The organism is Microbulbifer sp. MCCC 1A16149 (assembly GCF_050368945.1).
GTDB lineage: Bacteria > Pseudomonadota > Gammaproteobacteria > Pseudomonadales > Cellvibrionaceae > Microbulbifer.
Window position 1 is genome coordinate 4322290 of record NZ_CP185959.1, and the last position, 15290, is coordinate 4337579.

Consider the following 15290-nt stretch of genomic DNA (forward strand, 5'->3'; position numbering starts at 1 on the left):
GTTCTCAGCTCTGTCACATCCTGCCTTTACGCTGGTTGATTGAATTCAACAGCTGGGACTTTGATGTGAACCGAATTACACGACGCAACTTCCTCAGGGCCGCGCTCGCCGCCACCGGCAGCGTAGCGGTCTCCACTCCGCTACAGGCCATGACCCGGCCGCAACTGCCGTCGGAGGTAACGTTCAAGCACGGCGTGGCCAGTGGCGACCCGCTGCAGGACGCGGTGATCCTGTGGACCCGCGCAACACCCGCGGCGGCAACAGCACCCAGTGGACCGACCCGGGTGACCTGGGAGCTGGCCGCGGATAACCAGTTCAGCAACGTATTGCGCCGCGGTGAAGCGGAAACCGATCTCGCACGGGATTACACGGTAAAGATCGACGTACAGGGCCTGCGGCCGAACACCGAGTACTACTACCGCTTTGTGGGGGCCAGTGAACAGAGCCCCGTGGGGCGCGCCAAGACGTTGCCGCAGGCAGGTGTTGAACAGGTGAAGCTGGCGGTATTTTCCTGTTCCAACTACCCGGCGGGCTACTTCAATGCCTATCAGCTGGCGGCTACCAGTGACGACTGGGATGCGGTGCTGCACCTGGGTGATTACATCTACGAGTACGGTAGTGGTGGTTACGCCACCGAACGCGCCGCGGAGATTGGCCGCGCATTGCCGGAGGACAGCAACGGCGAACTCTATACCCTCGCGGATTACCGCAAGCGCTACGCGCTGTATCGCACCGATGCGGGCCTGCAGGCGCTGCATGCGGCCGCGCCCTTTATCGCGGTGTGGGATGACCACGAGATCAGCAACGACATCTGGAAAGCCGGGGCGGAGAACCACGGCGAAGACGAGGGTGACTTCTTTGCCCGCCGCGCTGCCGCGGTACAGGCCTACTACGAATGGCTGCCGATCCGCCCACCCCGGGGCGAGCGCAATCCACAGATTTACCGCAGCTTCCGTTTTGGCGATCTGCTGGACCTGCATATGCTGGATACCCGCGTGATCGGTCGCGACCAGCAGCTGGAATTCAAGCGCTACCTGGACAGCGAAGGCGGTTTTGACAGCCGTACGTTCGGCGCCGACCTGACAGACCCGGCGCGGACCCTGCTGGGCGAGGCGCAGCGGCAATGGCTACAGGAAACCCTCACCGCGTCCACCGGCCACTGGCAGCTGCTGGGGCAACAGGTGCTGATGGGCAAAATGCACCTACCGGTGGAGATGATGACCAGCTTCTACCGGGGCGGGAGCCGGGATACCAGTGCCGAGCTGATTGGCCTCAAGGCCGCGAGCCTGCAGGGCAAGCTGCTCAGTGACAGCCAGCGCGCACGTTTGCAGCAGGTTGTCCCGTACAACCTGGATGCGTGGGATGGTTACGCCGTGGAGCGCGAAGCGCTGTACGCGCAGGTAAAGGCATCGGGGAAAAACCTGGTGGTGGTGGCCGGGGATACCCACAACGCCTGGTACAACCACCTGAAAGATGCCAAAGGGCAAATGGTGGGGGTGGAATTCGCAACGCCGAGCGTGACCTCGCCGGGCATGGAAACCTACCTGAAGATGGACCGCAAAGCCGCGGCCGACATGGCCGCAGGCATGTCGCTACTGATCGACGAGCTGCAGTACTGCAACCTCCACCAGCGCGGCTATATGGCGCTGACCTTCCGCCGCGATGCGGTGCAGGCGGAATGGAAATATGTGGATAACATCGACAGTCCGGAGTTTGTGGAAGTGGCGCGGCACAGCGTTACCCACCAGCTCGCCTGATGTCTGCTGAGCGATACCAATAAAAAAGCCGGTGCTTCTCAGCACCGGCTTTTTTTTGGGGTTGTGTTTCTTCTGTGCTCAGAAAGCGCCGAACTGCTTGCTGAACTCCAGGCTCAGGGTGCGCGGCGCGCCCTGGATATAGGTGGGGAAACCGAAGGAGGAGCCGGTATTACCCGCGTCCATTATGTACTCCTCGTCCAGCAGATTGCTGGCCGCCAGGGTCAGTGCCCAGTTGCGGTCGCCCGCGGCAATGCCGGCGCGCAGGTTGAGCAGGTCTACCGCGTCTTCCTCAAACTGGTTGGCGATATCGAAGTACACCGAAGAGCGGTAACTCCAGCTGCCACTGCTGGTGAACAGCAGCCCGCTGGTGATCGGCGTTTCATAGATATAGCTGATGGCACCGGTCAGCTCCGGCTGCAGGCGGAACTGGTTGCCGGCGTAGCTGCCGTTGCCGGACTCTTCGTCGATACCCGCATCGATGTACGCCATATTCGCCAGCAATTGCAGGCTGTCCGTCGCGCTCCAGCGCAGTTCAGCTTCCAGACCGGTATTGGTAGCAGAGCCGGCATTTTCCGTGCGGGTCTGGCCGCTGTCCTGATCGACCACATTCACCTGGAAATTGTCGTAGTTCTGATAAAAAGCGGCCACGGCGTAATCCAGCGGCGTGCCTGCAAGACGACCCTTGATGCCCAGCTCGTAGTTATCGATCTCTTCCGCCGGGATCAGGTTCTCGATGCCGGAGGACAGTTCGATCACCTCCGAGCGCTCGCCCCGAGAGATGGTGCCGTACAGGTTTGTGTCGTCGTTCAGGGCATACAGCAGATTGAAGCGTGGCAGCACTGCGGAATTGTCGGAATCCCCGCGGATCACATCGCCATCGGTATTCAGCGCCAGGCCAAAGAACAAATCGGTCATCATGCCCTGTGACGCCAGTATCTGGGAAAAGGGCAGGTTGCTGTTGTAGCTGGATTCGCGCTCCTCGCGTATCAGGCGGGCGCCGACGGTGGCTTCCAGTTGCGCGGTCACCTGGTAGGAAACATCCGCGAAAAGATTCAGGCTGCTGTTGTCGGCGCCGTTAGCGTAATAGCTTTCATAGGGCAGTGCCGCGACCATGCCGCCGGTAAGCAGCGCGGTGCTGTCTGTATTACAGCTGGGAATATTGACTGCGGCGAGCGCGCCGGCGCAGCTGAGAAAGGTGCCTTCCTCGGTGGCAAAGCCGACAAACTGCTCGGCGTCTTCCTCGAAGTAGCTGGCACCCATAAAGCCGTTGATACGCTCGCCGCTATAGTTCAGGCGCAGTTCGTGGCTGGACTGGTCGCCGGTGGCCCATTCAGAAAAGTTCAGCATCTCGAAGCCGGTGCCGTCGGCATCGAAGGCCTCGAGGGAATCGTGCTCCCGCTGGGCACCGATATAGGTGAGGGACAAGGCGTCGCCCAGCGTCCAGTCAATGGTTGCGTTGAAATCCTTTACCGTACGATCCACACCGATATCGTCCATACCCAGAATATTGTTATCCGGCACGCTCAGCGCTGCGTTATCGGTAAACAACACGGACTGGTTAACGAAGGCAGTCCCCGGGTCGGTGGCCTTGTCGTAGTTGTATACGAGATCAATAGTGAGATCGTCACTGGGGGTGAACCGCAGGCTGGGGCGGATGGCCTCGCGCTGGTAGCCGTTCAGGTCCGCTTCGCCGCTGGTGTTTTCCACATAACCCGCGCGCTCGCGGGTGACGAATGCCAGTCGACCCTGCACGGTTTCACTACCGCCGGTCACCATGCCCTCGAGCTTGCGCAGTTCGTAATCACCGGCACCGGCGCTGATGGATGCGGCAAAATCCTGCTGCGGCTTGGCGGTAATAAAACTCATGGCACCGATGGAGGCGGCGGTGCCGAACAGGGTAGCCTGTGGCCCCTTCACCACCTCGATGCGCTCCATGTCGTACACCTCGAAATAGGAGGTGCGCGAGCGGGAAACGTCGGTGCCGTTCAGGTATACGGATACCCGTGCGGCACCGGGCGCGCTGCCGTCATCGGAGGTAATGCCGCGGATCACATAGCCGTTGTTGTTCACGCTCTGTTGCTGCACCACAAGACCCGGTATCAGGTCAGACAGACTGTCGAAGCGGTCGATACCCAGCTCATTCAGGGTATCGCCATCCAGGCTGCTGACCGTCAGCGGTACATCCTGAATCGCCTGGGCGCGCTTCTGCGCGGTGACGATCACTTCTTCGATGTTTTCCGGTGTGGTTGCCTGCAAAGGTGCGGCAGCTGCGGCAATCAGGGTGGCCAAGATGGATCGGGGGAAGGCCTCTTTAAACAGACGGTTCATGGTAGCTCCAGCTTTTGTCGTGAGTAATAGCGAAAAGCCGGATGTTAGTGATGGAATGCGTCGCCCCTGTGACCAAACTATGACATTCGTTCGCAGTTATCTCAGAGCCCGCTAGCGATAGGTTGCACAGATTATGATCTATGGCGGCGGAGCTAGGGATCGTCGGTTTGGTGTGAAACGTAGGTGGTTCAAGGAAGTCGTGAACCGGTGCTATCGAGCAGTTGGTGCTGCTAGTCCACCGTTTTGGTAATCTGACCAGCGGAATCACACAATCAGATTGAATCAGAGACACCGAATGGCCAAAGCAGTCAAAGGCAACGCGAACGGCAAGAAAGCCGCCGCCAAGAAGCAAAAATCCTTCGAACAAACCCTCTGGGACACCGCCGACAAACTGCGCGGCAGTGTGGAATCCTCTGAGTACAAGCACGTGGTGCTGTCGCTGATCTTCCTCAAGTTCATCAGCGACAAGTTCGAGCAGCGCAAGCGCGAGCTGATTGCTAAGGGCCAGGGCGACTATGTGGACATGGTGGAGTTCTACACCATGAAGAACGTCTTCTACCTGCCGGCAGAATCGCGCTGGGACTACATTGCCGAGAACGCCAAGCAGGACGATATCGCCATCAAGATCGATACCGCCCTCTACACGGTGGAGAAGAACAACAAGGCGCTCAAGGGCGCGCTGCCGGATAACTACTTCTCCCGCCTGGGGCTGGATGGCAGCAAGCTGGCCGCGCTGATCGACTCCATCAACAATATCGACACGGTCGTGGAGCAGGAGGGCGGAGCGGCGAGCGAAGTCGATATCGTCGGCCGCGTGTACGAATACTTTCTCGGCAACTTCGCCGCCACCGAAGGCAAGGGCGGTGGCGAGTTCTATACGCCCAAGTGCGTGGTCAACCTGCTGGCGGAAATGATTGAGCCCTATCACGGCAAGATCTACGACCCCTGCTGCGGCAGCGGCGGCATGTTTGTGCAGTCGGTGAAGTTCGTGGAGAACCACCGGGGCAACAAGAAAGACATCTCCATCTACGGCCAGGAACAGACCAGCACCACCTACAAGCTGGCGAAGATGAACCTGGCCATTCGCGGCATCAGCGCCAACCTGGGCGAGGTGCCCGCCGACACCTTCTTCAAGGACCAGCACCCGGACCTCAAGGCCGACTTCATCATGGCCAACCCGCCGTTTAACCTGAAGGAGTGGCGCGGCCCCGACGAACTCACCGACGACCCGCGCTGGGCCGGCTACGAGGTGCCGCCCACCGGCAACGCCAACTACGGCTGGATCCTGCATATGATCAGCAAGCTCAGCGAGAACGGCGTCGCCGGCTTTGTGCTGGCCAACGGCGCCATGAGCACCAACACCAAGGGCGAAGGCGAGATCCGCAAGAAGATTATCGAGAACGACCTGGTGGACTGCATGATCGCGTTGCCCGGCCAGCTGTTCTACACCACGCAGATACCAGTGTGCCTGTGGTTTATCACCAAAAACAAAAAAGCGGAAGTGATCCCCGGCCACAGTGACAGCAACCACCGCAACCGTGAGGGCGAGACGCTGTTTATCGACGCCCGCAATATGGGCAGCATGATCAGCCGTATCCATAAGGAGCTGACCACCGACGATATCGCCGAGATCGCCCGCACTTACCACGCCTGGCGCGGCGAAGCCAAAGACGGCGAATATCAGGATGTTCCCGGTTTCTGCAAGGTCGCCACCCTCGACGATATTAAAGCCAACGACTATGTGCTCACTCCCGGTCGCTATGTGGGCGCCGCCGAGGTGGAAGACGATGGCGAATTGTTTGAAGAAAAGATGCGCGCACTGACCCAAACCCTCTACCGGCAGATGGCGGACGCCGAGCAGTTGGATGCGGTGATTAAGCAGAATCTGGAGGAGTTAGGTTATGGCTCCTGACTGGGTGCAACTCAAAGAGATTGTAAAAATTAAAGGTGGCAAGCGACTCCCAAAAGGTGAGTCTCTTCAGTCAGAGCCTAATTCTCATCCGTATATCCGTGTAAGGGATATGGGGGAGAAATACCTACCCAGAGAGGGGTTGGAATTTGTACCAGATTCGGTTTTTCCAAAAATTAAGAACTACATAGTTAACGAAAACGATGTAATTATTTCTATCGTCGGTACTGTGGGGTTAGTTGCCGTCATAGATAGCTATTTTGATACCGCTTCACAGACAGAAAACTGCGCTAAGCTCAGCGGATTAGATGCGATAGATGCTCAGTATCTCTATTACTGCCTAGTATCACCTCTCGGGCAGAGAGAAATTTCTGTGCAAACCGTGGGGGCTGTGCAGCCAAAGCTTCCTCTTTATGGAATAGAAAATATATCGGTTCCATGGCCTATAAAGTCTATTAGGGAGCAAATAGTCAGATATCTTGGTCGCTTAGATGACAAGATAGAGCTAAACCGCCAAATCAACTCCACCCTGGAATCCATGGCCCAGGCGCTGTTTAAAAGCTGGTTTGTGGATTTTGATCCGGTCATCGACAACGCCCTGGCCGCCGGCAACCCCATTCCCGACGCCCTGCAAGCCAGAGCGCGCGGCAGGCAAGAACTGCGCACCGCCGCCAGCGCCTCCGCGCATAGGCTGCCGGTCGAGATTCAGCAACTGTTCCCAAGCAGGTTTGTGTTTACTGAAGAGATGGGTTGGGTGCCAGAAGGATGGGGAGTCGTTTCTTTGCGCTCTCTAACCTCAAAAATCGGTAGCGGTTCTACACCCCGCGGTGGAAGCCAAGTATATTTAGAGGACGGTGTATCCTTAATTCGAAGCCAGAATGTATATGACTCCGAATTTACTTGGGATGGATTAGCTCACATCAATGATGAAGCAGCAAAGCAGCTTAAAGGAGTTACCTTAGAAGAAGGTGATGTCCTTCTCAATATCACCGGTGCTTCTATTTTGAGAACGTGTATCGTTCCTCCCGATGTTTTGCCGGCAAGGGTTAATCAGCACGTTGCAATTGTTAGGCCCATTGCTGGGGTTCCCTCTAAGTATCTGCATCTTCATCTCTTAAATGAAAAAACTAAAAGCTACCTTATGGGCCAGAATGCGGGCGCATCTAGAGAGGCTGTGACAAAAGGTCATATTGAATCGGTTCCAACGTTAAATCCTGGTAAGAAAATTCTTTTTCAATTCGAAAAAATTGTATCCCCTTTTATTGGAAGTACTACTGTTCGTAACTCAAATATAGTGGCTCTAACTGTACTTCGAGATTCTTTGCTTCCAAAACTACTTTCCGGAAAGATCCAAGTCTCTGAAGCTGAACAGCAGCTTGCTGAGGTGATCTAACGCTATGGCCAAGTTCACGGAAGACAAGTTAGAGAAAGCGATTATTGCTCTGCTGGAACAGCAGGGCTTTCCCAACACCCCCGGCGGCCAGTTGCAGCGCGCGCCCAACGAGGTGTTGATCAAGGACGACCTGCGCCGCTTTCTCGGCCAGCGCTATGCCGCTGACAAGATCACCCCGGCGGAAATCGAGGCGGTCATCAACGAGCTGGAGCGGCTGCCCGCCGCCGATCTGTATGACAGCAACAAGACCATCCACAAGCGGGTGGCGGATGGCTTTCTGTTAAAGCGCGAAGACCGCAGCAAGAAAGACCTGTATATCCAGCTACTTGATTACGCGGGCCTGCCGGAGCAGCGCATTCCCGCCGAGGGCGAGGTGGAAACGCTTGTAGCGCAGACGCTGCCGGATTACCACGAGCGCAATATCTACCGGGTGGTGGACCAGCTGGAGATCGAGGGCAGGGAAAAGCGCATCCCCGATGCCATCCTGTATATCAACGGCCTGCCGCTGGTGGTGTTCGAATTCAAAAGCGCGATCCGCGAAAACGCCACTATCTTTGACGCCTGGAAGCAGCTCACCACCCGCTACGCGCGCGATATTCCCGAGCTGATGAAATACAACACCCTGTGCGTGATCAGTGACGGCGTCAACTCGCGTATGGGTTCGCTGTTTGCGCCCTACGAGTTCTTCTACACCTGGCGCAAGGTGACCGGCGATGAAACCATCGAGCAGGACGGCATCAACGCCCTGCACACCATGCTCGAGGGGTTGTTCGACAAGGCGCGCCTGCGCGAGGTGATCCGGCATTTTGTCTACTTCCCGGATGTGTCCAAGCGCGAAGACAAGATCGTCTGCCGCTACCCGCAATTTTACGCCGCCACCCGGCTGTACCAGAACATCCTTAAGCACCGCAAACCGGCCGGCGACGGCAAGGGCGGCACCTACTTCGGCGCCACCGGCTGCGGCAAGAGCTTCACCATGCTGTTCCTCACGCGCCTGCTGATGAAGAGTGTGGAGTTCGCCAGCCCCACCATTGTGCTGATTACCGACCGCACCGATCTGGACGACCAGCTCTCGGGCCAGTTCACCAATGCCAAGGGTTATATCGGCGACCAGCATGTGGTGAGCGTGGAGAGCCGCGAACACCTGCGGCAACTGCTCAAGGGCCGCAACAGCGGCGGTGTGTTCCTGACCACCATCCACAAGTTCACCGAAGACACCGAGCTGCTGACCGAGCGCGCCAATGTGATCTGTATCAGTGACGAGGCCCACCGCAGCCAGATCAACCTGGATCAGAAGGTGCGCGTGACCGACAAGGGCGTCAAGCGCACCTTCGGTTTCGCCAAGTACCTGCACGACTCCCTGCCCAACGCCACCTATGTGGGCTTTACCGGTACCCCCATCGACGCGACCCTGGATGTGTTCGGCGAGGTGGTGGACAGCTACACCATGACCGAGTCGGTGAAAGACGAGATCACCGTGCGCATCGTCTACGAGGGCCGCGCCGCCAAGGTGATGCTGGACAACGACAAGCTCAAGGAGATCGAGGACTACTACGCGGAGTGCGCCGAGGCCGGCACCAGCGACTACCAGATCGAGGAAAGCAAAAAGGCCAGCGCCAATATGAATGCGATCCTCGGTGATCCGGACCGCATCAAGGCACTGGCCAGTGACTTCGTGCAACACTACGAACAGCGCCTACAAGAGGGCGCCACCATCAAGGGCAAGGCGATGTTCGTGTGCAGTAGCCGCGAGATCGCCTACCGCTTCTGGCAGGAAGTGATCGCGCTGCGGCCCGCGTGGAATGAGGTGCTGGCGGCGGAAGAGGGCGCGGAGCTTACCGACAGGGAGCGCAAAGAGATCAAGCCCATGGAACAGATCAAGATGATCATGACCCGGGGCAAGGACGACGACAAAGCGCTCTACGACATGCTGGGTACCAAGGAGTACCGCAAGGAGCTGGACCGCCAGTTCAAGAACCCCAAATCCAACTTCAAGATCGCCATTGTGGTGGATATGTGGCTCACCGGCTTCGATGTGCCCTTCCTGGATACCATCTATATCGACAAGCCGATCCAGCGCCACAACCTGATCCAGACCATCTCCCGCGTCAACCGCAAGTACGAGGGCAAGGACAAGGGTCTGGTGGTGGACTATATCGGCATCAAGAAGCAGATGAACCTGGCCCTGGCCCACTACAACAAGGCCGACCAGCAGAATATCGAGGAGATCGCCCAGTCGGTGATCGTGGTCAAGGATCACCTGGACTTGCTAAACAAGATCTTCCACAAGTTCGACAGCCAGCCCTACTTCACCGGCAGCCCGCTGGAGCAGCTCAACTGCCTGAATATGGCCGCCGAGTATGTGCAGCTTACCGACAAGATCGAAAAGCGCTTTATGGCGCTGGTAAAGCGTCTCAAGGCGGCTTACGACATTTGCTGTGGTTCAGACCGCATCAGACAAAGTGAGCGCGATCTGATTCACTTTTACCTGGCGGTACGCTCCATCGTATTCAAGCTCACCAAGGGCGATGCGCCGGATGTGGCGCAGATGAACGTCCGCGTGCGCGAGATGATTGCCGAGGCGCTGAAGGCCGACGGGGTGGAGGAGATCTTCAGGCTCGGCGAAGACGACGCCGGCGAGACGGATATCTTCGCCGACGACTACCTGGCCAAGATCGAGAAAATCAAACTGCCGAATACCAAGATCAAGCTGCTGCAGAAGCTGCTGGCCAAAGCGATCGAGGATTTTAAGAAAATCAACAAAACCAAGGGCATGGATTTCTCGGAGAAATTCCGCAAGCTGGTGGATCACTACAACGAGCGCAAGGAAGACAGTCTCTATGTGGGCGAGGTGTGGGATGACATTACCAACGAGTTTGTCGACCTGATTGCCGCGCTCAAGAAGGAAAAAGAGTCCTTCGCCGACTTGGGCGTCGATATCGAAGAAAAAGCCTTTTACGACATCCTGTTGAAGCTGGCGGGCAAGTACGAATTTACCTACCCGGAAGAAAAGCTGCTGGAGTTATCCAAGGCGGTGAAAGACGTGGTGGATGACAAGTCCAAGTACACCGACTGGAGCCAGCGCGACGACATCAAGGCCGAGCTGAAGGTGGATTTGATCCTGGTACTGGCGAAATATGGCTACCCGCCGGTGGATCGTGACGAGGTCTACAAGGAAATCTTCGAGCAGGCGGAAAACTTCAAACGCTACCAGGGGGATCGCGCTGGAGCGACTTGAGTTGTTCCATTTCCGGTAGATAAAGACGCCTCCTTAGGCGTCTTTCATTTCATCCCAGAAATCGGCGTCCAGTTTTTTCAGTTCGATCACCTGTTCCACCTGCATGCCCAGTCCGTAATCGTAGATATGGCGGGCGAGTTCCATACCGTCGATCAGCACCACATGAGTGCTGCCATTAAGGCTGCGGGCATATTCCTTGGCGCCGCTAGTGAATCGGGACGTGGTAATAAACACGCCCTTATTGGATTGCGCCACCGCCAGCGCGCCGACAAAGCCCTGGATATCTTCACGCCCCACGCTGTTATCGCGCGCGTAGCGTTTTACCTGAATATGCACGCGGCCAAAGCCGAGCACGTCCTCTTTAATAATGCCGTCGATACCGCCGTCATTACTCGCCTGGGTGACCTGGCCAGAATCCTTGATCTGGCCGCCGTAACCCATACGCCCCAGTAACTTCACCACCAACTTCTCCAGTTCATAGGGTGACTTGGAGAGGATGGTATCCAGAATGTTTTCCAGTGTTTCCGTGCGGATGGCGTCAAAGGCGGCGTTGAGGGTGTCTTGCGGAGTGAGGTGCTCGGCCGACTCGGTAAGCATGGGGCTTGCGTCGCTCACTTCACCTTGCTCGCGCTCGCGCTGCTTCCTTGCAGTGTGCTCCGCGGCCTTTTGCCGTACAAAGGTGCGCAAGGCCATGTCGTCTTCAAGATAAGACTCTGCGGCCGGCGCCGCCTTGTAGATGCCGCGCCCCGGCTTTTCCACCAGGTTGGCCATATTGAGATAGCTCAGCGCCCAGGAGATACGGTCCAAGAAAACGGTGCCGTTGCCGGACGCGTAGGGCTTGTCCAACTCTTCCTGTGTGAGCCCGAAATGCTCAGCAAGGGGTTGTTCAAGATCGCGGTAACGGGTCTCACCATGCTCCGCTAGGTAGCGCAGCGCATGGGGGATGATTTCATCGTATTTTGGAATCGTCATAGTCTATTGATGCTTATGCGTCGGTAAATAGTGACGTTAGCCACGGGTGTATCTCTGGATACTTTTGCGTATCCAGCACAAATTCTTGTCCGCGTGCGGCGGAATTTAACCGGCAGTGATTCTCTTCTAATTGCCAGCGTTCCGGCTTCTGGTGATAGGTTAACGCGGCTTCCATTGAGGGTGGATAAAAAGCCTGAGGCAAGCGCCACTGGCTCGGTTTGCGACTTTCTTGCGCGCTGAGCTGTCGCGCTGGCTGGTAGTGGCTGAAGATGCCGTAGCCGCTCACTTCGGGCCGATTGCCATTGGGCAGCGATAGTTCCTGGCTCGCTTCATAGAGGGTATTGAGCGGGCCACGCTCGCCGGAGAAATGCGGGTGGTAACGCGCCCAGGGCAGGGCCGCTGGCGCAAGGTTGGATACCGAATGCACCGCGCCCACCTGTAACCAACCCCAGATAATATGGCGGGCCGGTTCGGCTTTTATAAATTGCCAGCGGCCATTGGCGTCTTCAACGGGTCGAAAGAGTCCAAAGAACAGAAACAGGTCGCCGGCCGTTACCCCCTGGTTGCGCAGATGCGCCTGTGCCGTGCTGTCCTGCCCGAGCAGACCGCGCCAGTTGGCATCGCGCGGTAGCGCTCTGCGATCCACATCCGGGTCGATATGAGCGAAATGACTGGTGCGCTTGGCCTCGCCGGTTAAATCAGTAACCAGTTTACCCGCGTTTTCTCCATTCACAGTGATATCGCAATAACGCCAGGGTGACTGCTTATCGGGAATGGGCAGGCTGCACAAACGGCCGTCGGGCAGTATTGGGCTAGGGCAGCCGCCCGCTGACGAGTCGAAGCCCTTGCGGCTTAAGATGAGCCGCATGTCGCTCGTGATGCTCTTGGTTTTTGTGGAGAGACTGGCTTGGCCGCGCTGCAGGATTTTTTACCGCAGGTACTGCTGTCTTCGGGCCATTGATGGGGGGCTCCGTGTCGTCCCGGCTTAAAGTGCTTGCGGATGTAATCTACGCAGCGTTGTGCCAGCGCTTCACTGGAAAGTTTACCGGCACCCGACTGCCCACGCGGAACCGCCGGTCTTACATCAAAGGGTAGGGCGATTGCATTGCTTCCGAAATAGTAAAATTCGTCGGCGATCAGGACAAATCTGCCAGACAAATCACGTTGTAAATCAAACTGGCTGGGGCCGCTACCCGACCAATGATTGGGGTTTTCCAATTGCTCGAACTGCTCTGGCAGTACCGCTCCAGGCCCAAGAGGGCGATAGATATTATCACCTGCCTTGTATTCAGCGCCGTTGGCTTCCATCTGTGGAATTTTGTCTGCAAAACGCGGGTCATGGAAATAATCAGCGATAGCCAATTTCTCTCTTACTCGCATTAAGTAGATTAAGCGTTCTTCTCCAACCGGGCTACCCGCGAGCTCGATAGAAGTAAAACCTGCGATCCAATCTCCGACACGCTTGTGTTTACGAATCAGGGGTTTACAAGTTGCCAACGTCAGGGTGGAACCAAACGGGTTAGGAGCAAAACCCGTATCGTGGGTCTGTTTGTAACTGAAGAACCGCATACAGGGATGCCTTTTGTTTTATTTTTGGGCATGCAACAGAGCATCAATAGTGCCCCTTCTGGGAGCTCTTAGTAAAGCTTCCATTGAAATTGGCTAAAGAAAACGGTGCAAAATCATCCGGCTACAAAAACTGCGACGACGCTGTGTGGCGAATTTAGATACGGTATGGCACCACACCGTGAATATTGCCGCCCGGAGCATAATTACAGGTGACGATGGTTTTATATTGACCTTTTTCACAGCGGTAAACCCCGCAGCCTACCGCGCGCGCAACCTTTTTACCGTTCTCAATCGTATCGATCGTGTCCCAAATCAACTGGCTGTAGTGGCCGGTCTCCGTCGCCTTGAAGGGCTGGTAGCGATAGTCCTTTGCTTCAGCGGCCCAGGCGGCGACTGCCCGGGTAAGGGCATCGATATCGGAAAGCCGTTCACTGGCGAAATAGATGTTCTCACCTACCCACGGATGTGCTGCATTGCCGCCATTGTTGATAAAGTGTTCACGTCGTTGGGGGTTGTGTCCACGCCGTGCCGTGCATTGGGTTGCTGACCAATGGTATGCGGTGAGCGCGAGAGCCTTATCGTACACCAGCATTTCCACCGGTGGATTGGGTGTGGGACTGTTAGGAAGGCGACCAGCGTTCAGGTTTGTGCGCACTTGATTGTGGAGGTCCAGCGCTTCACAGTGGCTCGCTTCACCGCAATCGGATGGGTTGGCCGATAACGCGGGAGTAGTGATAAGACTGAGTACTGTTGCCAGCAAGAACAATTCAAATGAAATCCTGAGCACGGCTATAGTCCACTAGCTTTACTATTTGTCGAATTCTATTAACGTTCGCGCCCACTTTGAGGGCAGCATTTTTGACCCCCATCCGCTTGCCATCGACTTCCTTAGTGGTATCCAGGAGATATTAACAGGCCTGTCTACGGAAACTGTGAGGAACCTGGTTGTGGGTAACTTTATGTCCGGACGAGAGGCATTCAAAGTATTTCCAGATAACGTGCCCCACCCAGCTGTCGAACCTGACGATTGATGGTATACGCCCGTCCTCGCACATATTCGGACGGTCGCCCGGCCGACATGCGTTTGGGGCTGGGTAAAACTGCAGCTAGCAGACCAGCCTGCCAGTGGCTGAGGCGTTGCGCCGAATTGCCAAAATGGTGACGCGCCGCAGCTTCTGCTCCGTAAATCCCCTCACCGAACTCAGCGATATTCAGGTACACCTCGAGAATCCGCTCCTTCGACCAGAGAATTTCCATCAGCAGGGCGAACCAGGCCTCCAGTCCCTTGCGAATGTAGCTACGGCCATTCCACAAAAACAGGTTCTTCGCGGTCTGCTGGGTGATGGTACTGGCACCGCGCGTGCGTTTGCGCTTTTCCGTGAGCGCTTTGTGCAGCGCATCTAAATCGAAGCCGAAATGATCCGCGAATTTCTGGTCTTCCGAGGCGATGACGGCGATCTGCAGGTTGGGTGAGATCTTCTCCAGCGGACGCCAGCTGTGCTTGGCCGTGCGACCGCTGTGCCGCTCCCAGTTTTGGATGACCATGGAGGAGGGCGGATTGATCCAGCGCAGGGCAAACACCAGCAACGCGGTGACCACCACAAACGCAGTACCAAGGAGGACTACGGCTTTAGCGGCTCGCTTCAGGTAACGGGCTTTATAGGTACTCATGGATTGATCGCTGACATCACTGGCTGGGAAGTTTGCCGAAGTGGTTGTTCTGCAATTCACCGATGCGGGCCCGGCTGCGAATTGAAGTCTGGCGCTGAGTCGTGCTGATGGGTATCGCCGACCACTTCGATTGCGAATAGTAATTTCCGAATGTTTCGCCGTCTTGCGACCGGTTCAACTTTTGCGCCATCGTCGGCTGACTGGGAAGTCGGCACCTTCCGCAAGCATAGGAGATAAGGATGAACAAATCGCTGCAGACGTTCTTTGGCGCCTTCGCCTTCTTCGGTTCGCAAAACGCAGAATTTCTGGCGCGAAGGCATACCCCTGTGACCACTAGGGGCCACAGAGCCGGATGTGAAGTGTTATAGAAAGGCAGGCTCCAAAAAAGTGTGGCGGCCCGCGTTCCGCTACACGACATATTTACGCGCTTTTCTACCAAAAAAAGGATTTAGA

General features: G+C 56.6%; 10 protein-coding genes. 4 read left to right on the forward strand and 6 right to left on the reverse strand.

The window, feature by feature from the left end; all coding sequences use genetic code 11:
* The first annotated feature begins 65 nt into the window (after positions 1–65).
* The gene (locus ACONT6_RS17885; protein ID WP_428819735.1) at positions 66–1757 is read left to right on the forward strand and encodes an alkaline phosphatase D family protein; all 1692 of its coding nucleotides are present in this window, start codon (positions 66–68) and stop codon (positions 1755–1757) included.
* A gap of 78 nt (positions 1758–1835) precedes the next feature.
* Here ACONT6_RS17885 and ACONT6_RS17890 read toward each other — a convergent pair whose 3' ends face one another.
* Complete coding sequence (locus ACONT6_RS17890) at positions 1836–4085, reverse strand: TonB-dependent receptor (RefSeq protein WP_428819736.1); 2250 nt, start codon at positions 4083–4085, stop codon at positions 1836–1838.
* A 295-nt stretch (positions 4086–4380) separates the two neighbouring features.
* Here ACONT6_RS17890 and ACONT6_RS17895 point away from each other — a divergent pair, with 295 nt between their 5' ends.
* Genes ACONT6_RS17895 through ACONT6_RS17905 form a run of 3 tightly spaced genes read left to right on the forward strand, consistent with a single transcriptional unit; the run spans position 4381 to position 10625 of the window.
* A complete protein-coding gene (locus tag ACONT6_RS17895) occupies positions 4381–5997 on the forward strand; it encodes an N-6 DNA methylase (protein WP_428819737.1) in 1617 nt (538 codons plus the stop codon).
* Positions 5987–7387, forward strand: coding sequence for a restriction endonuclease subunit S (locus ACONT6_RS17900; protein ID WP_428819738.1), 1401 nt, complete (start codon positions 5987–5989; stop codon positions 7385–7387). Before ACONT6_RS17895 ends, ACONT6_RS17900 begins: the two co-directional genes overlap by 11 nt.
* A gap of 4 nt (positions 7388–7391) precedes the next feature.
* On the forward strand, positions 7392–10625 hold the full coding sequence (locus ACONT6_RS17905) for a type I restriction endonuclease subunit R (RefSeq protein ID WP_428819739.1): 3234 nt from the start codon (positions 7392–7394) through the stop codon (positions 10623–10625).
* A 33-nt stretch (positions 10626–10658) separates the two neighbouring features.
* Here the strand turns inward: ACONT6_RS17905 and ACONT6_RS17910 are convergent, their stop codons facing one another.
* The 5 genes from ACONT6_RS17910 to mtgA all read right to left on the reverse strand — a co-directional run bounded on the left by ACONT6_RS17910 (position 10659) and on the right by mtgA (position 14837).
* Complete coding sequence (locus ACONT6_RS17910; RefSeq protein ID WP_428819740.1) at positions 10659–11597, reverse strand: restriction endonuclease; 939 nt, start codon at positions 11595–11597, stop codon at positions 10659–10661.
* 13 nt (positions 11598–11610) lie between these two features.
* Positions 11611–12465, reverse strand: a complete 855-nt coding sequence (locus ACONT6_RS17915; RefSeq protein WP_428819741.1) for a hypothetical protein — start codon at positions 12463–12465, stop codon at positions 11611–11613.
* Positions 12450–13166, reverse strand: coding sequence for a hypothetical protein (locus ACONT6_RS17920; protein WP_428819742.1), 717 nt, complete (start codon positions 13164–13166; stop codon positions 12450–12452). Before ACONT6_RS17920 ends, ACONT6_RS17915 begins: the two co-directional genes overlap by 16 nt.
* 154 nt (positions 13167–13320) lie before the next feature.
* Positions 13321–13953, reverse strand: coding sequence for a CAP domain-containing protein (locus ACONT6_RS17925; RefSeq protein ID WP_428819743.1), 633 nt, complete (start codon positions 13951–13953; stop codon positions 13321–13323).
* 191 nt (positions 13954–14144) lie between these two features.
* Positions 14145–14837, reverse strand: a complete 693-nt coding sequence (mtgA, locus tag ACONT6_RS17930; protein WP_428819744.1) for a monofunctional biosynthetic peptidoglycan transglycosylase — start codon at positions 14835–14837, stop codon at positions 14145–14147.
* Positions 14838–15290 lie beyond the last annotated feature (453 nt).